The sequence below is a fragment of the Micromonospora sp. NPDC048063 genome (assembly GCF_043202855.1).
GTDB lineage: Bacteria > Actinomycetota > Actinomycetes > Mycobacteriales > Micromonosporaceae > Micromonospora.
The window spans coordinates 219,479-238,478 of record NZ_JBIDBG010000006.1 but is presented as its reverse complement, the minus strand read 5'-3'; the positions used below and the strand labels follow the sequence as shown (position 1 = coordinate 238,478).

Here is a 19,000-nt window from a genome sequence, read left to right as displayed (position 1 = left end):
GTCGGTCGAGGACCGGACGGCGGGTCGCGCCCGGCCTTCCGGAGCGGGATGCCGCGGCGGCGCTCAGCGGTCGCCGAGGTACGCCTCCACCTCCACCTCGACGAGGTGGTCCGGATCCAGCAGGCCGGCGACCACCACCATCGTGGCGGCCGGGCGGACCGCTCCGAAGACCGCGTTGTGGGCTCGGCCCACCTCGTCGGCGTACGCGCGGTCGGTGACGTACATCCGGGTGCGGACCACGTCGCCGGGCGCCGCGCCGACCTCGGCGAGCGCGTCCAGGGCGATCCGCAGGGCCTGCGCGGTCTGCGCCGCCGCGTCCCCGACGTGGGTGACCACGCCGTCCACGGTGGAGGTGCACCCGGCGGTCCAGGCCAGGTCGCCGGCCCGGACCACCCGGGAGTAGCCGTACACGGCCTCCCAGGGGCCGCCGGAGCCGAGCCGGGTGGCGGTCACGCCGCGGCCAGGGTGTCCAACGCCTGCGCGACGGTGAACGCGCCCGCGTAGAGCGCCTTGCCGGCGATCACGCCCTCCACGCCGATCGGCTCCAGGGTGGCCAGCGCCCGCAGGTCGTCCAGGGTGGAGACGCCACCGGAGGCGATCACCGGGGCGTCCGTGCGCGCGCAGACCTCGCGCAGCAGGTCCAGGTTCGGCCCGCGCATGGTGCCGTCCTTGGTGATGTCGGTGACCACGTACCGCGCCGCGCCGGCCTTGTCCAGCCGCTCCAGCACCTCGTAGAGGTCGCCGCCGTCGCGGGTCCAGCCCCGGGCGGAGAGGGTACGGCCCCGCACGTCGAGCCCGATCGCCACCCGGTCGCCGTACTCGCCGCAGATCCGGTCGCACCAGACCGGGTCCTCCAGGGCCGCGGTGCCGATGTTCACCCGGGCCGCGCCGGTACCGAGCGCGGCCTGCAACGACTCGTCGTCCCGGATGCCGCCGGAAAGCTCCACCTTCACGTCGAGCTGGCGCACCACCTCGGCCAGCAGGTGTGCGTTGGAACCCCGCCCGAACGCCGCGTCGAGATCGACCAGGTGGATCCACTCGGCACCGTCCCGCTGCCAGGCCAGCGCGGCCTCCAGTGGGTCGCCGTACGTCGTCTCGCTGCCGGCGGCGCCCTGCACGAGCCGGACGGCCTGGCCGTCGGCGACGTCCACGGCGGGCAACAGGGTGAGGCTCACGATTCTTCTCCTCGGGTCAGGTGCGACGGTCCAGGGCGATCACCACGATCGCCGGCAGTACGAGCAGCAACAGCACGACCAGCGCGATCCGCAGCGCCAGGTCGTCCACGAGCGACCAGATCAGGACCATCGCCGCCAGGGTCAGCAGCACGATCGCGGCCCGCTCGCCGCGGCTGTGCCGGGGCAGCCGGCCGGTACGCCGCCGGCGCAGCGCGGGCGTGATCCGGCGGACCAGCGCCCGCCGGCGCTCCCGCCGGGCCGCCCGCCGTTCCCGGACGACCCGTTCCCGGGCCGCCTCGGCCTCCCGGGCCGCCCGGCGACGGGCCCGCTCCTTGCTCACGGCGTGCCCCGCCGGCGGACGGAGGCGGACGGGCGCTCAGTCACCGGTCGACAGCGTGGCGAGCCAGTTGCCCAGCAGCGCGGCACCGGTGTCGGCGGACTTCTCCGGGTGGAACTGCGCCGCGCACAGCGCACCCCGCTCCACGGCCGCCACGAAGTCCGTCTCGTGGTGGGCGGTGGTGACCGTGGCGCCGGCGGCGGCCAGCGCCCCCGGGTCGCCGACGGCGTACGAGTGCACGAAGTAGAACCGGCTGTCGGCGGGCAGCCCGGCGAAGAGCACCGACCCGGCCGGCGCCGACACCGTGTTCCAGCCCATGTGCGGCAGGCGGTCGGCGGCCAGCCTCGTCACCCCGCCGGGGAGCAGCCCGAGGCCCTTCGTCACCACGCCGTGCTCGTCGCCGTGCTCGAAGAGCACCTGCATGCCGACGCAGATGCCCAGCACCGGACGCCCGGCGGCGACGCGCTCCGCGATCACCGGCCCGGCGCCGAGCGCCTCGATGCCGGCCATGCAGGCGGCGAACGCGCCCACGCCCGGCACCACCAGGCCGTCCGCCTCGGCGGCGGCGGTCAGGTCGTCGGTCACCGTCACGTCCGCGCCGGCGCGGGCCAGGGCCCGCTCCGCCGAGCGCAGGTTGCCCGACCCGTAGTCGAGCACCACCACGTTGCTCATGCCGCCACCTCGCTTCGCTCGGTGGCGGCATGAGGCACCACGGCGCCGCACTGATGACTCGCTCGCTGACGCTCGCTCATGCCGCCACCGAGCCGCCGGCTCACGAGCCGTCCCCGGGCAGCAGCCAGAGCACGCCGCCGGCCGTGGCCAGCACGGCGAGCAGCGCGGTCACGACCACCGCGCCACGTGGTGCGCCCTGCTTGTGCAGCGACCAGGTGCCGCCCACCAGCACACCGGCCAGGATCAGCAGCAACGTCGGCAGGACCCCGCCCATCAGCTCCGCCCTCCGTCCGCGGCTGCGGGACTCCGCCGTGCCGCCCTCCTCGCGCCCATCAGAGAGCACCCTTCGTGCTGGGGATCGCGCCCGCCGCGCGCGGGTCGATCGCGGTGGCCTCGCGCAGCGCGCGCGAGACGGCCTTGAACTGCGCCTCCACCACGTGGTGGGCGTCCGGGTGCCCGCCGGGGCGGGCCGCTCGCAGCACGTCCACGTGCAGGGTGATCCGGGCCGCCTGGCCGAAGGACTCCCAGATGTGCCGGGTCATGCTGGTCGGGTAGACCGGCCCGATGTACGGCGCGAGCGCCGGCTCGTCGTGCACCACGTACGGGCGGCCGGAGAGGTCGACCGCGGCCCGGACGAGGACCTCGTCCATCGGGACGGTGGCGGAGCCGTACCGCCGGATGCCGGCCTTGTCGCCCAGCGCCTGGTCGAACGCGGCGCCCAGGGCGAGCGCGGTGTCCTCCATCGTGTGGTGGGCGTCGATCTCCAGGTCGCCGACGGTGCGCACCGTCAGGTCGAAGCCGCCGTGCCGGGCGATCTGGTGCAGCATGTGGTCGTAGAAGCCGACCCCGGTGCCGATCTCGGCCCGGCCGGTGCCGTCGAGGTCGATCTCGACGAGGACCTTGGTCTCCTTGGTGATCCGCTCCACCCGGGCGGTCCGGCTCATTGCTTGCCTTTCGGTCGCGACTGCGGGGCTGGCGAGCTCGTTCCTCGCGCTCCCACTAGATCTTCTCCATGGCGGCGAGGAAGGCGTCGGTCTCGGCGGGGGTGCCGGCGGTGACCCGCAGCCAGCCGGGCAGGCCGACGTCGCGGACCAGCACGCCGGCGTCGAGCAGGGTGCGCCAGGCGGCGGCCTGGTCGCCCCCGACCTCGAACAGCACGAAGTTGGCGTCGCTGTCCGCGACCCACAGCCCCCGGCCGCGCAACTCCGCCACGATCCGGTCGCGCTGCTGCATGATCGCGGCCACCGTGCCGAGCAGGGCGTCGCGGTGTGCCAGCGCCGCCCGGGCCGCGGCCTGGGTCAGCGCCGAGAGGTGGTAAGGCAGCCGGACCAGCTGCACCGCCGCCACCACCGCCGGGTCGGCGGCCAGGTAGCCCAGCCGGCCGCCGGCGAACCCGAACGCCTTGCTCATCGTCCGGGTCACCACCAGCCGCGGGTGCCCGGGCAGCACCGCCAGCGCGCTGACCGTGCCGGGGCGGGCGAACTCGGCGTACGCCTCGTCGACGACGACCATGCCGGGCGCGACGTCCAGCACGGCGGCGACCACGGCCGGGTCGAGCGCCGTGCCGGTCGGGTTGTTCGGCGAGCAGAGGAAGACCACGTCCGGGGCGTGCGCGCGGACCTGGGCGACCGCCTCGTCGGCGGTCAGCCCGAAGTCGACGCCGCGCCGGGCCGGCACCCACCGCGTGCCGGTGCCGAGCGCCAGCAGCGGGTGCATCGAGTACGCCGGGGTGAAGCCGAGCGCGGTGCGCCCCGGCCCGCCGAACGCCTGGAGCAGCTGCTGCTGGATCTCGTTGGAGCCGTTGGCCGCCCACACCTGCTCGACGGTGAGCCCGTGGCCCAGGTAGCCGGCGAGGTCGGCGCGCAGCGCCACGGCGTCGCGGTCCGGGTAGCGGTTGAGGTCGCGCAGCTCCGCCGCGAGGGCCTTGCCGATGGCGTCCACCACCGGCTCGGGCACCGGGTAGGAGTTCTCGTTGGTGTTCAGCCGCACCGCGACGTCGAGCTGCGGCGCCCCGTACGGCGTGAGCCCGCGCAGGTCGTCCCGGATCGGCAGGTCGTCGAGCCCGCTCACGACGCCGTCCCCGGGAAGCGCACGCTGACCGCCTGCCCGTGCGCGGGCAGGTCCTCCACTCCGGCGAGGGTGACCACGTGCGGGGCCACCTCGCGCAGCGCCTCCTGCGAATACTCCACGAGGTGGATGCCGCGCAGGAAGGACTGCACGGAGAGCCCGGAGGAGTGCCGGGCGCAGCCGCCGGTGGGCAGCACGTGGTTGGAGCCGGCGCAGTAGTCGCCGAGCGACACCGGCGACCAGGCGCCGACGAAGATCGCCCCGGCGTTGCGCACGCGCAGCGCCCACTCGCGGGCGTCCCGGGTCTGGATCTCCAGGTGCTCGGCCGCGTAGGCGTCGACCACCCGCAGCCCGGCGTCGAGGTCGTCGACCAGGACGACGCCGCTCTGCTCGCCGGTCAGCGCGGTGGTGACCCGCTCGGCGTGCTTGGTGGCCGGCACCTGCCGGGCCAGCTCCCGCTCGACCGCGTCGACCAGCGCGACCGACGGGGTGACCAGCACGCTGGCGGCGAGGGGGTCGTGCTCGGCCTGGCTGATCAGGTCGGCCGCGACGTGCGCCGGGTCGGCGGTGTCGTCGGCCAGGATGGCGATCTCGGTCGGGCCGGCCTCGGCGTCGATGCCGACGACGCCGCGCAGCAGCCGCTTGGCGGCGGTCACCCAGATGTTGCCCGGGCCGGTGATCATGTCGACGGGGTCGCAGTGCGCGCTGCCCCCGGCGTCGACGGCCGCCCCGTACGCGAGCATCGCGACGGCCTGGGCGCCGCCGACGGCGTAGACCTCGTCGACGCCGAGCAGGGCGCACGCGGCGAGCACCCGGGGATCGGGCAGGCCGCCGTTGTCCTTCTGCGGCGGGCTGACCACGACCAGGGAGCGGACCCCGGCCGCCTGGGCCGGCACCACGTTCATCACCACGGTCGACGGGTACATCGCCAGGCCGCCGGGGACGTAGAGGCCGACCCGGTCGACCGGCACCCAGCGCTCGGTCACCGTGCCGCCCGGCACCACCTGGGTGGTGTGGTCGGTGCGCCGCTGGTCGGCGTGCACCTTGCGGGCCCGCGTGATCGACTCCAGGAGCGCGGCACGCACCCCGGGGTCGAGGGTCCCCTCCGCCTCGGCGATCGCCTCGACGGGCACCCGCAGCACCTCGGGCGAGACCCCGTCGAAGCGCTCGCTGGCCTCCCGGATCGCCGGGTAGCCATGCTCCCGGACCGCCTCCACGAGCGGGCGGATCCTCTCGACGGCCACGGAGACGTCGAGCTGGGCACGGGGCAGCAGGCGGCGCGGGTCGCGGACGCCGCCGCGCAGGTCGATCCGGTTCAACACCCTTGCGAGTCTAGGCGGCCGGCCCGGACACCGACCGCTGCCGCCCGCACGCCGGGACGGTGAGCCGGGACACGCCGCCGCGCCGGGATCGGGCTACCCTCGACGCGTGACTGCGCGGCTGCCGGTATTTCCGCTCGGGACGGTCCTCTTCCCCGGTCTGGTGCTGCCACTGCACATATTCGAGGAGCGTTACCGCGCCCTGGTCCGGCACCTGGTCGGGCTCCCCGAGGGCGCCCCACGCGAGTTCGGCGTGGTGGCCATCCAGGCCGGCTGGGAGGTCGCCCCCACCGCCCCGGACGGCCGGCCGGTGCCCGGCGGCGGCGACGTCACCCTGCACGAGGTGGGCTGCACGGCCGAGCTGCGGCAGGTCACCGAGCGCCCCGACGGGGGCTTCGACATCGTCACGGTGGGCCGGCGCAGGTTCCGCGTCACCGACGTCGACCGCGAGGCCGCGCCCTACCTCACCGCGGAGGTGGAGTGGCTGCCGGAGCCGGACGGGCCGGACGAGGTCGCCGACCTGCTCGCCGCCCGGGTGATCTCGGTCTTCCGGCAGTACCTGGGGCTGGTCCGGGCCGACCCGGAGGAGCTGTCCGAGCAGTTGCCGGAGGACCCGACGGTGCTCTCCCACCTGGTCGCCGCGACGGCGGCGCTGACGGTGGCCGACCGCCAGCGGCTGCTCGCCATCGACGACACCGCCGCCCGGCTCCGCGCCGAGCTGCGGCTGCTCAACCGTGAGGCGGCGCTGCTGCGCCAGGTGCGGGCGGTTCCGGTGCCGCTGGCGGAGCTGGCCTCCCCGCCGACTCCCAACTGACCCCGGGCGCGCCGGGCTCGGGCTCCGGGCGCAGCGACGGCCAGCGGGACCAGCCCGCCAGCAGGGTGTACGTCACGGCCGCGCCGAAGGCGGGCAGCAGCAGGTTGCCGTGCGGCACCGGCAGCACGCCGAAGATCAGATCGATCCCGCCGGCCCGCAGGTCCGCCGGCTTGCTGAAGGCCCGGCCGTCCGGGGCGGTCTCCAGCAGCCGCTGGTAGCCGGCCAGCCCGATCCGCCGGCCCACCTGCCAGGCGACCAGCGCCGCGCCGAACGCGCCGAGCACGGTGGCGAGCAGGCCGACGGGCCCCCGCACGCGGCGCAGCACGAACCACAGCGCGAGCGCGGCGAGCACCCCGAAGCCCAGCCCGAGCAGGCTGAACCAGCCGTCGGCGGCGACCGGCTGCTCCGGCTGCGGCTCGGCGTAGATCGCGCCGTCGGGGACCTTGAGCACCGGGGTGTCCGGGGCGAGCGCGGCCCAGAGCAGCCCGAGCGGCACCCCCAGGACGGTCAGCGCGAGCCCCGCGCCCGCCGCGAGCCGCACCGCCCGGCGACGCGGCAGTTCGGGCTCGGCGGGCGGGACCGGTTGGCCGACTCCGTAGGCGGCGCCCGGGTCGCCGTAGGGAAACGCGCCGGGGCCGTCGTACGGGCTCACGGCGCCCGCCGTCGGCGGGGCGTACGGGCCGGCCTCCCACGCGACCTGCTGGTCGACCTCCCGGGCGCCGTACGGGCCGGCGGGGGCATCCCCGGCCGGGGCGGCGCGCTCCGCCGGGGCTGCCGGTGCCGGGGCGCCCGGCTCGTCGGGCCGGCGGCCGGGCCGGTCGGGTTCGGGGGTGTCCGCGCTCACCCCGTGATCCTCTCAGGCCGGGCTGCGGCGCGGGTGGCCGGTGGCGGCACACCCGCTCACCGGGCGAACGGTTCCAGCATCACCGCGGCGGCCTTCAGCCACGCCTGCCGGGTCTCCTGCTGGAGCTGCTGGTACTCGATCGAGGAGCCGGTCTCCAGCGCCGGGTCGTACGGCACGACGGCGACGGCGCGGGTGCGGGTGGCGAAGTGGCGCTCCAGGTCGTCCTGCAACGGGGAGCGGCCCGGCGTGGGGCAGGAGATCAGGGTGACCGCGTTGTCGGCCAGCTCGCCCATGCCCACCTCGTGCAGCAGGTCCAGCATCCAGTCGGCGCTGAACGCGGCGTCCTCGCGCGGCACCGTGGTCACCACGAGTTGGTCGGCCGCCTGCATGACCGTACGCCAGTTGGCGCTCTCCACGTTGTTGCCGGTGTCCACGCAGATCACGTCGTGGGTGCGCCGCAGCAGCTCCAGCACCCGCCGGACGGTGAACTGGTCGAGCCGCTGGGCGAACCGGGGGCTCTCCTCGCCGGCCAGCACGTCGTACGAGCCGTCGGAGGCGTGCCGCAGGTAGTCGTCCAGGTGCGCCAGCAGCTCCGCGCCCTCCTTGATCTCGATGTGCGCGAGGTCGCCGACCAGGTGCCGGATGGTGCGGGCGTGCCGGGCGCTGCCGGCGCGCAGCCCGAGGGTGCCGCGCAGCTCGTTGTCGTCCCAGGCCAGCACGCCCCGGCCGCGTACGCTGCCGACGGTCGCCGCGGCCAGCACGGTGGCGGTGGTCTTGTGCACGCCGCCCTTGGGGTTGGCGAACGCGAGCACCCGCGGGGTGCCCAGGTCCCGGCGGAGCACCCCGGCGGCGCGCTCCAGCTCGCTCTCCGCCCCGCGCGGGCGCCACTCGACCCGGGCCGGGTAGCCCCGATCGGCGACCGGGGGCGGGGCGGGCGGCGCTGCCGGGGGCGGCGGCTGGTAGGTGGGCTCGGGGCGGTAGCCGCCGTCGAGCAGGGGGGCGTACCGGGACTCGGCCGGGGGCGGTTCGTGCCGGTAGCCGTTGTCCAGCAGCGCGTAGCGCGACTCGACCGGCTCGTGCCCGCGCCGCTGCGTCGGCACGACGTGGGAGGGCTCGGGCCGGTGGACCGGCGGCTCGCGGTGGTCCGGCTCGGCCGGATAGCCCGGGTCCACCCGGTAGGCCGGCTCGGCCGGGTCTACCCGGTAGGCCGGCTCGACCCGGTAGGTGGCCTCGGCCCGGTACCCCGCGTCGGCCGAGTGGCCGTACCCCGCGTCGGCGGGGCGGCCGTACCCCGCGTCGGCCGAGTGGCCGTACCCGGCGTCGGCCGGGTGGCCGTACCCCGCGTCGGCCGGGCGGCCGTATCCGGCGTCGGCCGGGCGGCCGTACTCCGTGCCGTACCCCGGCGGGCCGGGCTCCGCGCCGTGCGGCGGCTCGGGGGCCCGCCCGATGGCCGGCACCCGTGCGGCGTAGCCGTTCCCCGACGACCGGCGCGGCAGCGGCTCGGGCGGGGCCGGCGGCGCCTCGCGCCGGTCGGTCTCGGCCGGCTCGGCCGGTCGACCGCCGTGCCGGGCCCGGTCGAGCAGCGCCCGCCACCGCGGTGCTGGTTCGGCCGGCCGTGCCCAGCCGGTCTCGCTGCCCTCCACGGCTCGCCCTCCCAGCACCATCGACGTCCGCCTGACAGGCTACGAACGAAACCCTATTCGGACCACACCCGTCCGCGCACCTTCGGTCCTGCCCACCGTCACCCGGCCGGTGCCCCGGTGCCGCCGGCGGCGGCGTCTGCCGAGGTGGGCGGGGTCGGCGGTGGGATTCCGCCGGATGCCGGGCCGGTCCGGACCGGTGACGAATCCGTCACCTCGGGTGCGGGTTCCGACGTTTCGCCCACCGGCGGGGTCGGGGGCGTGCCCCGGTCGCCTTTCCCCGTGGCAGCTCGCGCGACGAGGCCGGCGTCGGCCGGCGGGTGCGCGACCTCCCGTTGCTCGGGCAGCGGCGGCGTGAAGACGGTCCGGTCGAGCCGGGTGACCTCGGGCGCCGGGTCGACCGCCCGCACCCCGGGCCGGGCGGCCAGGCGGCGCAGGGCCACCGGCTCGGCGCGGACCACCGCGGCGTAGAGGCAGGCGCAGCCGGAGCGGTACGCGGCCGCCTCCGCCGCCGACACCTCGGCGCCGCTGTCGTACACCTGCCGCAGCTCGCGCTCTGCCTGCCCGCCGTCGGTCAGCGCGCCGGACCGGGCGCGGTAGTCGGCGGCCTCCCGCTCCTTGCGGGCGGCGACGTCGGCCATCCCGGCGACCACGTCGTCGGGCACCCGCTGCGCGGGGATGCGGACGATCTCGGTCTGCCGGTCGGCGAGCGGCACCCGCCCGAGGACGGCGGCGACCGGCACGTCGCCGAGGACCGCCGCCGCCCCCTGCGGGGTCAGGTAGGACGAGAGGGAGACCAGGGCGTACGTCCCGTCGCCGGCCGCCGGGGCGGCGGGCGGCAGCGCGGCCAGGTCGGCGGCGGCGGCGCGGACGTAGCCGGGGATCGAGTCGCCGTGGGCCACCCCGACCCGGGTCACCTCGCCGCCGGTGCGGTCACCGGTCGGGCGGTCGTCGCCGGCCCACCCGGCGGCGAGCAGCACGGCGGCGCAGGAGAGCAGCGCGATCACGGTGAGCACCCGCGGCCGGGCCGGACCGTCGCCGGGCCGGGTCACGGCGCCGGCCAGCCGGGACAGCGGTGGCTGGTCCCATCGCCGCAGCGGGTCGCCGGCGCGCACGGGTGCGGATCCCCCTCGTCGGATCGTCTGGCGGTGGGGCGACGCTCAGTCGCGGAGGATCTCGAGCGCCCGGACCAGGTCGTCAGGGTAGTCGCTGACGAAGCGCACCTCGTCCCCCGTGCGGGGGTGCAGGAAGCTCAACGAGCGGGCGTGCAGCCACTGTCGGGCCAGACCCAACCGGGCGGAGAGGGTGGGGTCCGCCCCGTAGGTGAGGTCGCCCACGCACGGGTGCCGCAGGGTGGAGAAGTGCACCCGGATCTGGTGGGTGCGGCCGGTCTCCAGCCGGACGTCGACCAGGCTCGCCGCCGGGAACGCCTCCACCGTGTCGTAGTGGGTGATGCTCGGCTTGCCGCCGGAGACCACCGCCCAGCGGTAGTCGTGGGTGGGGTGCCGGTCGATCGGGGCGTCGATGGTGCCCCGCAGCGGGTCGAGGTGCCCCTGCACCACGGCGTGGTAGCGCTTCTCGACCTCGCGGTACTTGAACGCCCGCTTCAGCGCGGTGTACGCCTGCTCGCTCTTGGCCACCACCATGATCCCGGTGGTGCCCACGTCGAGCCGGTGCACCACGCCCTGCCGCTCGGCGGCGCCGCTGGTGGAGATGCGGTGCCCGATCGCGGCCAGCGCGCCGATCACCGTGGGGCCGGTCCAGCCGGGGCTCGGGTGCGCGGCGACGCCGACCGGCTTGTCCACCACCACGATGTCGTCGTCGGCGTGCACGACCCGCAGCCCGGGGACCGCCTGCGGCACCACGGTGGGCGGGGCGGCCGGGGCGGGCAGGGTCACCTCCAGCCAGGAGCCGGCCCTGACCTTGTACGAGTTGGCCCGGACCACCCCGTCGACCAGCGCGTCGCCGGCGTCGACCAGGGCCGCGGCGGCGGTGCGGGAGAGCCCGAAGAGCCGCGACACCGCCTGGTCGAGCCGGGTGCCGTCGAGACCGTCGGGCAGGGGCAGGGAGCGGTGGTCGCCGCCGGCGGCGAAGGCGGAGGTCATGCCCGCTCCCGCTGTCCCGCGTCGGCCGGCGTCGCCTCGGTGGCCCCGTCCTTGCCGACCCGGCTGCCGTCGCGCTGGCGGCCGGTCAGCTCCAGCACGACGGCGAGCACCACGCCGCAGACCAGGGCGCTGTCGGCCAGGTTGAACACCGGCCAGACCCGGCCGTACGGGTCGAAGAGGCTGACCATGTCCACCACGTGCCCGACGAACCAGCCCGGGGCGCGGAAGATCCGGTCGGTGAGGTTGCCCAGCGCCCCGCCGAGCACCAGGCCGAGCGAGATCGCCCAGGGCAGCGAACGCAGCCGCAGGGCCATCCAGAGGATCCAGCCGACCACGCCGAGGGTGATCAGCGGGAAGACCCAGGTGTGGTCCGAGCCGATGCTCCAGGCCGCGCCGCTGTTGCGGGTCAGGGTGAGGTAGACCGCGCCGCCGAGCAGCTTGACCGGCTCGCGGTCGGACAGCGTGAGCAGGGCGAGGTGCTTGGTGACCAGGTCGGCCACGAGGGCGGTCAGCGCGACGCCGAGCAGGATGGTGACGGCCCGGCGGCGGGGCGTGCCGCCTCCCGGCTCAGCGCTGCCGGACCCGGCGGGCGGTGCTTCGGACATCTGCTCCCCATCGACGCTCGCGGCGGCGCTCGCGCGCCGCCTCCCATGGCCGCCGGGGAGCGGGCCTCAGCGCCGCTCCTCCAGCTGCTTGCACGTCACGCAGAGGGTGGCCGACGGGAACGCGGCGAGCCGCTCCACCGGGATCGGGTTGCCGCACCGCTCGCACCAGCCGTAGCCACCCTCGTCGAGCCGCTCCAACGCCCGCTCGACCTGCGTGATCCGTTCCAGGATGCTGTTGGCGAGTGAGATCTCCTGCTCGCGTTCGAACGTCTTCGTCCCGGTGTCGGCCTGGTCGTCCCCGGCCGAGTCGGTCAGCCGGTCGCGCTGCAGCTCGGTGATCTCGCTCAGCGTCTGATCGTACTCGGCACGCAACTCGTCACGCCGCGCCGCCAGGGCCGCCCGGATCTTCTCGGTCTCCGCCGCGCTGCGGGTGGCCTTCGCCACCGGCTTGCGGCCGGCGGTCCTGGTCTCGGCTGGCTTCGCCATCGTCGCTCCCTCGGCCGCGGAACCGCGGCGGACCGCGGCGCCTGGACAGGGGCCGCCGACATCGGCGCCCCCAGTACAAAAGGGGCGCGCGGCGACGTGGCCGCGCACTCCGGAGATTCGCAAGAATACGGAACGTACAGGCGTCCGACAACGTGCCGCTCCGACGCACCGCCGCTCGACCCCGAGTCGCACCTTATCGGGGCAAAAGGAACGCTAGCAGATCAACCGTCGCGATCCTCGCCGTACTCGCCAAACCAGCGGGCCAGCCGGCCCCTCCGGCTGACCGCCCGCAGCCGGCGCTCCGCCTCGTCGCGCACCCCGGCGGTCGCCACGATCAGCAGGCTGTCGCCGGTCTTCAGCCGGAAGTCCGGGCCCGGCACGACACCCGCCCCGTCCCGCAGCACCAGCGTCACCGAGGCGCCCAGCGGCAGCCGCAGCTCGTCGACGTGCACCCCGGCCAGCCGGGAACCCGGCGGCACCTCCACCTGGAGCAGGTCGGCGCGCATCCGTTCCAGCGGGGCGGTCTCCACCCGGATCTCCGCCGCCTCGGCCGGGGCGGTCACCCGCAGCCGGCGGGCCACCGGGGCGAGGGTCCCGGTCTGCAGCAGCGTGAAGATCACCACCAGCACGAAGACCGAGTCGAAGAGCCGGTCGGCGCCGGGCACCCGCTCCGACAGCGGAATCGTGGCGAGCACGATCGGCACCGCGCCGCGCAGCCCCGCCCAGGACAGGAACGCCTGCTCGCGCAGGCCGAACCGGAACGGCAGCGCGGACGCCGCCACCGACAGCGGCCGGGCGAGCAGCACCAGCGCCAGCCCGGCGACCACCGCCGGCAGCACCGCCGAGCCCAGCCGGCTCGGCGTGACGAGCAACCCGAGCAGCACGAACAGCCCGATCTGCGCCAGCCAGGCCAACCCGTCGGCGAAACCGAGGATGGCCTGCCGGTGCGGCAGCCGGGCGTTGCCGAGGATCACCCCCGCCACGTAGACGGCGAGAAAGCCCGAGGCGTGCAGCACCGCGCCGGCGGCGTAGGCGAACACGGTCAGCCCGACCGCCGCGATCGGGTAGAGCCCCGCCGACGGCAGGGCGGCGTGCCGCAGCGCCCACCGCCCGCCGACGCCGGCCGCGAAACCGACAGCCGCGCCGACGCCCAGCTCGTAGCTCACCAGGGCGGTCTCGTACCACCACGGATGGGTGATCCCCTCCCGGGACAGCAGCACCACCAGCAGCACGACCGGGGCGTCGTTCATCCCCGACTCGGCCTCGAGGGTCGCCACCAGGCGGGGCGGCAGGCGCAGTCGGCGCAGCGTGGCGAAGACCGCGGCCGCGTCGGTGGAGGAGAGCACCGCCCCGTAGAGCAGCGCCAACCGCCAGTCCAGCCCGAGCAGCAGGTGCACGGCGAGGCCGACGACCAGGATGCTGACCAGTACGCCGACGGTGGAGAGCAGGGCGGCGAGCCCGAGCACCGGGCGCAGCGTGCTCCACCGCGCGGTCAGCCCGCCCTCGGCGATGATCACGATGAGCGCGCAGAAGCCGAGGGTCCGGGTCAGCTCGGCGTCGTCGAAGCGGATGCCCAGCCCGGCCTCGCCGATGGCGACACCGAGGGCCAGGTAGACCAGGAGGCTCGGCACCCCGAGCCGGGTGGACAGCCGCACCGCCCCGACCGCCACCAGCAGCACCGCCGCGCCGAGCAGCAGCGCGAGATCCAGCCCCGGCGTCACGGGTGCCCGACCCGGGCGTACGTCACCCGGCGGCCCCGTCGCGCAGCCGGCGCAGCGCCTCGGTCAGCTCCGGTGCGGGACCCTCGACCAGGAAGAGCTTGTCGCGGCTGGCCGCGCCCGCCCGCAGGGACACCGCAGCCGGTCGGACGCCCAGCGCCCCGGCCAGCGCCCGCCGGGCCGCCTCGGTGGCCCGGCCGTCCACGGCCGGCGCGTTGACGGCGACCACCAGCGCGGGCCCGTGCGGGCCGTCGAAGCGGCCGCCGACGCGGGCGCGGGCGGAGCCGGGCTTCACCCGGACCGCCACGCTCAGCGTGTCGTCCACCGGAGCCGGGCCGCTCAGAGCCGGCCGGCGTCGGCGAGCAGGGCGGTGTCCGGCGCGCAGTCGGCACACGGGGTGAAGCCGAGCTCGACGGCCTCGCCGACCGGCAGCGACTCGTGCTCGCGGCCCACGAGGTGGGCGCACCCGGTGAGGTGGTAGCGCGGACGCCCGTCGACCACCCGGACCTCGGCATCGAGGCGGGCCACCCGGGCGGCGTCGGCCGGTGTGACGTCCTGCGCCGCCGGCTCGTCGTCGTACGCCCCGACCCCGCCAGGCGCGGCGCCCCGGGAGCCGACGTCGGCCACCGGTGGCTCGGGCGGTTGCCGCCACCCGGTGCCGCCGGCGTCGACCGTCGGAGGGACGTGCTGGACGGGGATCTCCGGCTCCACGGGCGGCCCGTACGCGAAGGCCGCGTCGGCCCGCCGGGTCGCCGTGCGCGACCGCCGGTCAGTGCGCGACGGCCGCTCCGCCGCCAGCCGGTCGCCGGCCGCCTGGCGGGCGCCCACGACCAGCGCGACGGCGGCCAGCAGGCTGGCCGCGATGGAGACGACGAGAAGGACACTGGAGCCACCGGCCAGGCCGGCCACCAGCAGCACCACCGCGACGAGGATGAGCAGGAGACTCGCGACTATCACGGCTCACCCCCGCCGGGTCGTGCCGATGAGGCGAGGTCGGCGACCGTCGCGGTGACGACGGCCGCCGACCGGTGATCAGCGACCGGATTCGAGGGCGCCGGAACGACCGCCGCCGTAGGAGCCGGCGAGACCGGCTGCGGCGAGCCCGTTGCCGCCGGCGGCCCGGGTGCCCTCGCCACGGGTCATCTCGGCCTCCAGGCCCTGGCCGCGGCCGTCCAGGTCGCGCAGCTGGCTCTCCAGGTAGGCCTTCAGGCGGGTGCGGTACTCGCGCTCGAACTGCTTGAGCTCCTCGATGTGCTTCTGCAGCGCGGTGCGCTTGGCGTCCAGGCCGCCCATGGCCTCCTGGTGCCGCTGGCGGGCGTCGCGCTCGAGGGCGTCGGCCTTGGAACGGGCCTCGCGGGTGACCTCCTCGGCCTTGGAACGGGCCTCGGAGAGCAGCTGGTCGGCCTCGCGACGGGCGTCCGAGACGTGGTCGTCGGCCGTCCGCTGGGCCATCATCAGCACCCGCAGCGCCTGCTGCTCGCCGTCACCGGTCACCGCCGGCCCACCGGCCGTACGGACCTGCTCCAGCTCCGCCTGCATCGCCCGGGCGGCCTGCTCGGCCGCCGCCTTGTCGCGCTGCACCCGGTCGAGCTGGGCCTTGACGTCGTTGAGCTCCGCCGCGAGACGGGCGTCGCCGCCGGGGCCGGCGGGGGCGCCGCCACGGCCGCCGCGCTCCACCTGGGCACGCAGCTCGTTGTTCTCCTCGATGAGACGGGCAAGCTCGCGCTCGACCTCGTCCAGGAAAGCGTCGACCTCCTCCTCGTCATACCCCCGCTTGCCGATCGGCGGCTTTTTGAAGGCGACGTTGTGGACGTCGGCCGGGGTCAGCGGCATCGAAACTCCTCGGGTCAGTTGCGGCCGCGAAAGCGCGTCGGTCATCAGACAAGGCTCATGATCGACCGCCTCAACACGAACTCCATCAGCACGAACAGGATAACCAGGAGCACAAGTGAGGCCAGGTCGATGCTCACGGTACCAATTCGCAACGGAGGGATCACACGCCTCAACGCGTTGAGGGGGGGATCAGTGACGCTCCACACGATTTCCAGACCCACCGATGCCCCGCGGCCCGGCTGCCAGCGCCGACCGTACTGCAGGACGGCGCTCAGGACGAACCGGGCGAGCAGGGTGATGAGGAAGATGTAGAGCACCAGATACAGCACTTGCAGCACGATCGACAACACGACAGGCGACGTCCCTCGGGTCGGGCGGGGCTAGCTCAGGCTGAAGAAGCCGCCCTCGGCGATCTTGGCCTTGTCCTCCGCGGTGACCTGGACGTTGGCCGGTGAGAGCAGGAACACCCGATTGGTCACGCGCTCGATCGTACCGCGCAGGCCGAACGCGAGCCCGGCGGCGAAGTCGACAAGTCGACGCGCGTCCGCCTCGTCCATCTCGGTGAGGTTGATGATCACCGGGACGCCGTCGCGGAAGTGCTCGCCGATGGTCCGCGCCTCGCGGTAGGTGGTGGGGTGCAGCGTGGTGATCTGGTAGCGCTGCTCCTCCTCGGCGACGACCGCCCGCTCACGCGGCTGCGCCTGCGGCGCCAGGGCCAGGTTGTCGCGGGTGTGGTAGGTCAGCGCCCCGGAGGTCTCGCCGGCGGTCGACCGGGTGATGGAGCGGACGCTGGACCGCTCGGCCCGCTCCGGGCGGTCGCCGTCGGCCCGCTCGGCCTCGGCCGCCCGGGAGGCGACCCGCTCGGAGAGCCGGCCGCGGTCGCCGAGGCGGGACCGGGGCGCCGGCGGCTCCTCGGCGTCGTCCTCCTCGTCGTCGGCGAACTCCTCCGAGTACCGGCTCTGCCGGTAGCGCGAATCGCGGTAGCCACCCTTTTCGTAGCCACCGTCGTCATAGGCCCGCTCGTCGTCCTCTTCGACCAGACCGAGCCAGACCCCCGCCTTGCGCAGTGCACCCATCCCGCGCCCTTCCCGTCCGCCGTGCGGCACGCGCCCCCGTGCCGTGTCGCCTTGTCGCGAGTGGAACACTTTCTGCCCACCGGACCGGGCCGGCAATCCCCTGGCGCGCGATTCGCGTCGCACGCCACGACCCCCGACAACGGGACGCCGCCCCTTCAAAACAACACGCATGTAATTTGCTTCTCTCGCGGTCAGGCTACCGCAGCGTGGGACGCATTCCGAGCAACGCGCTGCCCACGCGGACATGTGTCGCGCCGTACCGGATCGCTGTCTCCAGGTCCCCGCTCATGCCGGCGGAGAGGGCGGCGGCTCCCGGATGGAGCGTCCGGAACCCGGCGGCCACCTCGGCCAGCCGGGCGAACGCCCGCTCCGGCTCCCAGCCCAGCGGCGCCACCGCCATCAGGCCGGTCAGCCGCAGACCGTCCGCACCGGCCACCGCCTCGGCCACCGGACCGAGCCCGGCGTCCGGGTCGGCCGAGTCGGGCAGCGCCCCGCCCCGGCCGGTGGCCCCGTCGATGCTGACCTGGACCAGCACGTCCAGCGGCCGGTCCCGGCCCGCCGCCGAGGCCGCGTCCAGCGCCCGCGCCAGCCGGACGCTGTCGACGGAGTGGACCACGTCGGCGTAGCGAACCACCGACCGGGCCTTGTTGCGCTGCAACTGCCCGATGAAGTGCCACCGGGGCGTCACCCCGGCCGCGGCCACCTCGGCCGCCTTGGCGGACGCCTCCTGGTCCCGGTTCTCCCCGACGTCGGTGACGCCGAGCCCGGCCAGGGCCACCACGTCCCCGGCCGGGTAGGTCTTGGTCACCGCGATCATCGTGACCTCGGAGGTGTCGCGTCCCGCGTCGGCGCACGCCTGCGCGATCCGGGATCGTACGTCGGCCAGGCCGGCCGCGAGTTCGGCGCGCCGGTCCGGGCGCACCGTGGCTGGGCTGTCAGTCATCGGCGGGGCTCAGGAACCGTTCTTGAGGAAGTCGGGCACGTCCACGTCGTCGAAGAGCACCCGGCGCGGCGACTGGGTCGGCGCCGGCATGGTCGGCGGGGGCGTGACCGGCGTGCTGGGCTGGGTGGCTTGGTTCTGGTTGGGCTTGCGGCCCGACTCGGCGGCCTTGTACGCCGGCGCGCCGCCGTCGAAGCCCGCCGCGATGACGGTGACCCGCACCTCGTCGCCGAGGGCGTCGTCGATGACCGCACCGAAGATGATGTTGGCGTCCGGGTGGGCCGCGTCGGTGACGAGCTGGGCCGCGTCGTTGATCTCGAACAGGCCCAGGTCCGACCCGCCGGCGATGGAGAGCAGCACGCCGCGGGCGCCGTCCATGCTCTGCTCCAGCAGCGGGCTGGAGATGGCCGCCTCGGCCGCCTCGACGGCGCGGTTCTCGCCGCGGGCGCTGCCGATGCCCATCAGCGCGCTGCCCGCGCCGCTCATCACGCTCTTGACGTCGGCGAAGTCCAGGTTGATCAGGCCCGGCGTGGTGATCAGGTCGGTGATGCCCTGGACACCGGAGAGGAGCACCTGGTCGGCGGTGCGGAACGCGTCCATCATGCTGATGTTGCGGTCGCCGAGCGCCAGCAGCCGGTCGTTGGGGATGACGATCAGCGTGTCGCACTGGTTGCGCAGCTCGTCTATCCCGGACTCGGCCTGCACCTGGCGGCGCTTGCCCTCGAAGGAGAACGGCCGGGTCACCACGCCGATGGTCAGCGCGCCGAGCTTGCGCGCGATGTTCGCCACCACGGGCGCCCCGCCGGTGCCGGTGCCGCCGCCCTCGCCGCAGGTCACGAAGACCATGTCGGCGCCCTTGAGCACCTCCTCGATCTCGTCGCGGTGGTCCTCGGCGGCGTTCTTGCCGACGTCGGGGTTGGCGCCCGCGCCGAGCCCACGGGTCAGCTCGCGGCCGACGTCGAGCTTGACGTCGGCGTCGCTCATCAGCAGCGCCTGCGCGTCGGTGTTGATCGCGATGAACTCGACGCCCTTGAGCCCAACCTCGATCATCCGGTTGACGGCGTTGACGCCGCCGCCACCGATGCCGACGACCTTGATGACCGCCAGGTAGTTGTGCGGAGGTGTCATCTCCGGTCCTTTCCCTTCGAGATTGGCATGGGCCGACCGGGTACGGCTTGGCCAGACCAGCGGTCGACGACAGCTGTCACCAGCGAGGATCAGGATTAAACCCTCACCCTCTACTAGAGGCTTACAGTTATGTCAACCACTGATCCTCTTCGGGGCAACGTAAGCGCACCCACGCCGTGAGCCAAGGACCCGCTCGGCGTGTCGCCGTGGGAGCGGGACGGGTCACGTCGCCCGGCGGGAC

At 75.1% G+C, this 19,000-nt stretch carries 23 protein-coding genes; 1 reads left to right on the top strand and 22 read right to left on the bottom strand.

Features of this window, described 5'->3' with window-relative positions; all coding sequences use genetic code 11:
* Positions 1–63: 63 nt before the first annotated feature.
* From ACGFZ2_RS17840 to hisD, 8 genes are all read right to left on the bottom strand, one after another.
* Entirely contained in the window at positions 64–453 is a 390-nt protein-coding gene (locus ACGFZ2_RS17840; RefSeq protein ID WP_357693332.1) for a RidA family protein, read from the bottom strand.
* Complete coding sequence (gene priA / locus ACGFZ2_RS17835) at positions 450–1,175, bottom strand: bifunctional 1-(5-phosphoribosyl)-5-((5-phosphoribosylamino)methylideneamino)imidazole-4-carboxamide isomerase/phosphoribosylanthranilate isomerase PriA (RefSeq protein ID WP_350709329.1); 726 nt, start codon at positions 1,173–1,175, stop codon at positions 450–452. Before priA ends, ACGFZ2_RS17840 begins: the two co-directional genes overlap by 4 nt.
* Before the next feature lie 16 nt (positions 1,176–1,191).
* Positions 1,192–1,515 (bottom strand): hypothetical protein, encoded by a 324-nt coding sequence (locus tag ACGFZ2_RS17830; protein WP_357693329.1) that lies wholly within the window; start codon positions 1,513–1,515, stop codon positions 1,192–1,194.
* A gap of 36 nt (positions 1,516–1,551) precedes the next feature.
* Positions 1,552–2,184: an imidazole glycerol phosphate synthase subunit HisH gene (gene hisH / locus ACGFZ2_RS17825; protein WP_357456637.1), complete on the bottom strand. Its 633-nt coding sequence runs from the start codon at positions 2,182–2,184 to the stop codon at positions 1,552–1,554.
* Positions 2,185–2,284: 100 nt separating this feature from the next.
* Positions 2,285–2,527 (bottom strand): hypothetical protein, encoded by a 243-nt coding sequence (locus tag ACGFZ2_RS17820; protein ID WP_393454993.1) that lies wholly within the window; start codon positions 2,525–2,527, stop codon positions 2,285–2,287.
* A complete protein-coding gene (gene hisB / locus ACGFZ2_RS17815; RefSeq protein ID WP_088999256.1) occupies positions 2,517–3,128 on the bottom strand; it encodes an imidazoleglycerol-phosphate dehydratase HisB in 612 nt (203 codons plus the stop codon). The genes ACGFZ2_RS17820 and hisB overlap by 11 nt, the downstream gene beginning before the upstream one ends.
* A 55-nt stretch (positions 3,129–3,183) precedes the next feature.
* On the bottom strand, positions 3,184–4,254 hold the full coding sequence (locus tag ACGFZ2_RS17810) for a histidinol-phosphate transaminase (protein WP_393454769.1): 1,071 nt from the start codon (positions 4,252–4,254) through the stop codon (positions 3,184–3,186).
* The gene (gene hisD / locus ACGFZ2_RS17805) at positions 4,251–5,573 is read right to left on the bottom strand and encodes a histidinol dehydrogenase (RefSeq protein WP_393454766.1); all 1,323 of its coding nucleotides are present in this window, start codon (positions 5,571–5,573) and stop codon (positions 4,251–4,253) included. The genes ACGFZ2_RS17810 and hisD overlap by 4 nt, the downstream gene beginning before the upstream one ends.
* Before the next feature lie 106 nt (positions 5,574–5,679).
* On the opposite strand from hisD, the gene ACGFZ2_RS17800 reads away from it, so the two are divergent.
* Positions 5,680–6,384, top strand: coding sequence for an LON peptidase substrate-binding domain-containing protein (locus tag ACGFZ2_RS17800; RefSeq protein WP_393454763.1), 705 nt, complete (start codon positions 5,680–5,682; stop codon positions 6,382–6,384).
* On the opposite strand, the gene ACGFZ2_RS17795 is transcribed toward ACGFZ2_RS17800, so the two are convergent.
* The 14 genes from ACGFZ2_RS17795 to ftsZ form a co-directional block, all read right to left on the bottom strand.
* Positions 6,299–7,228 (bottom strand): DUF2567 domain-containing protein, encoded by a 930-nt coding sequence (locus tag ACGFZ2_RS17795; RefSeq protein WP_393454760.1) that lies wholly within the window; start codon positions 7,226–7,228, stop codon positions 6,299–6,301. The genes ACGFZ2_RS17800 and ACGFZ2_RS17795 overlap by 86 nt on opposite strands.
* A gap of 56 nt (positions 7,229–7,284) precedes the next feature.
* Positions 7,285–8,892, bottom strand: a complete 1,608-nt coding sequence (locus tag ACGFZ2_RS17790) for an AAA family ATPase (protein WP_393454757.1) — start codon at positions 8,890–8,892, stop codon at positions 7,285–7,287.
* Between the two features lie 77 nt (positions 8,893–8,969).
* Positions 8,970–9,983, bottom strand: coding sequence for a hypothetical protein (locus tag ACGFZ2_RS17785; protein ID WP_393454755.1), 1,014 nt, complete (start codon positions 9,981–9,983; stop codon positions 8,970–8,972).
* A gap of 45 nt (positions 9,984–10,028) precedes the next feature.
* Positions 10,029–10,973: an RluA family pseudouridine synthase gene (locus ACGFZ2_RS17780; protein WP_393454753.1), complete on the bottom strand. Its 945-nt coding sequence runs from the start codon at positions 10,971–10,973 to the stop codon at positions 10,029–10,031.
* Positions 10,970–11,578: a signal peptidase II gene (gene lspA, locus ACGFZ2_RS17775; protein ID WP_393454750.1), complete on the bottom strand. Its 609-nt coding sequence runs from the start codon at positions 11,576–11,578 to the stop codon at positions 10,970–10,972. Before lspA ends, ACGFZ2_RS17780 begins: the two co-directional genes overlap by 4 nt.
* Before the next feature lie 66 nt (positions 11,579–11,644).
* On the bottom strand, positions 11,645–12,064 hold the full coding sequence (locus tag ACGFZ2_RS17770; RefSeq protein ID WP_088992775.1) for a TraR/DksA C4-type zinc finger protein: 420 nt from the start codon (positions 12,062–12,064) through the stop codon (positions 11,645–11,647).
* Positions 12,065–12,285: 221 nt separating this feature from the next.
* Complete coding sequence (locus tag ACGFZ2_RS17765) at positions 12,286–13,785, bottom strand: potassium/proton antiporter (RefSeq protein ID WP_393454747.1); 1,500 nt, start codon at positions 13,783–13,785, stop codon at positions 12,286–12,288.
* 22 nt (positions 13,786–13,807) lie between these two features.
* Complete coding sequence (locus ACGFZ2_RS17760; RefSeq protein ID WP_393454744.1) at positions 13,808–14,107, bottom strand: DUF167 domain-containing protein; 300 nt, start codon at positions 14,105–14,107, stop codon at positions 13,808–13,810.
* 14 nt (positions 14,108–14,121) lie between these two features.
* The gene (locus tag ACGFZ2_RS17755; protein ID WP_393454741.1) at positions 14,122–14,739 is read right to left on the bottom strand and encodes a hypothetical protein; all 618 of its coding nucleotides are present in this window, start codon (positions 14,737–14,739) and stop codon (positions 14,122–14,124) included.
* A 75-nt stretch (positions 14,740–14,814) separates the two neighbouring features.
* Positions 14,815–15,615: a DivIVA domain-containing protein gene (locus tag ACGFZ2_RS17750; RefSeq protein ID WP_393262741.1), complete on the bottom strand. Its 801-nt coding sequence runs from the start codon at positions 15,613–15,615 to the stop codon at positions 14,815–14,817.
* Positions 15,616–15,659: 44 nt separating this feature from the next.
* A complete protein-coding gene (locus ACGFZ2_RS17745; RefSeq protein WP_393262742.1) occupies positions 15,660–15,965 on the bottom strand; it encodes a YggT family protein in 306 nt (101 codons plus the stop codon).
* A gap of 30 nt (positions 15,966–15,995) precedes the next feature.
* Entirely contained in the window at positions 15,996–16,691 is a 696-nt protein-coding gene (locus ACGFZ2_RS17740) for a cell division protein SepF (RefSeq protein ID WP_393262744.1), read from the bottom strand.
* A gap of 196 nt (positions 16,692–16,887) precedes the next feature.
* Positions 16,888–17,634 (bottom strand): YggS family pyridoxal phosphate-dependent enzyme, encoded by a 747-nt coding sequence (locus ACGFZ2_RS17735; protein ID WP_393454738.1) that lies wholly within the window; start codon positions 17,632–17,634, stop codon positions 16,888–16,890.
* 9 nt (positions 17,635–17,643) lie between these two features.
* Positions 17,644–18,759, bottom strand: a complete 1,116-nt coding sequence (ftsZ, locus tag ACGFZ2_RS17730) for a cell division protein FtsZ (protein WP_393454735.1) — start codon at positions 18,757–18,759, stop codon at positions 17,644–17,646.
* Positions 18,760–19,000: the final 241 nt, after the last annotated feature.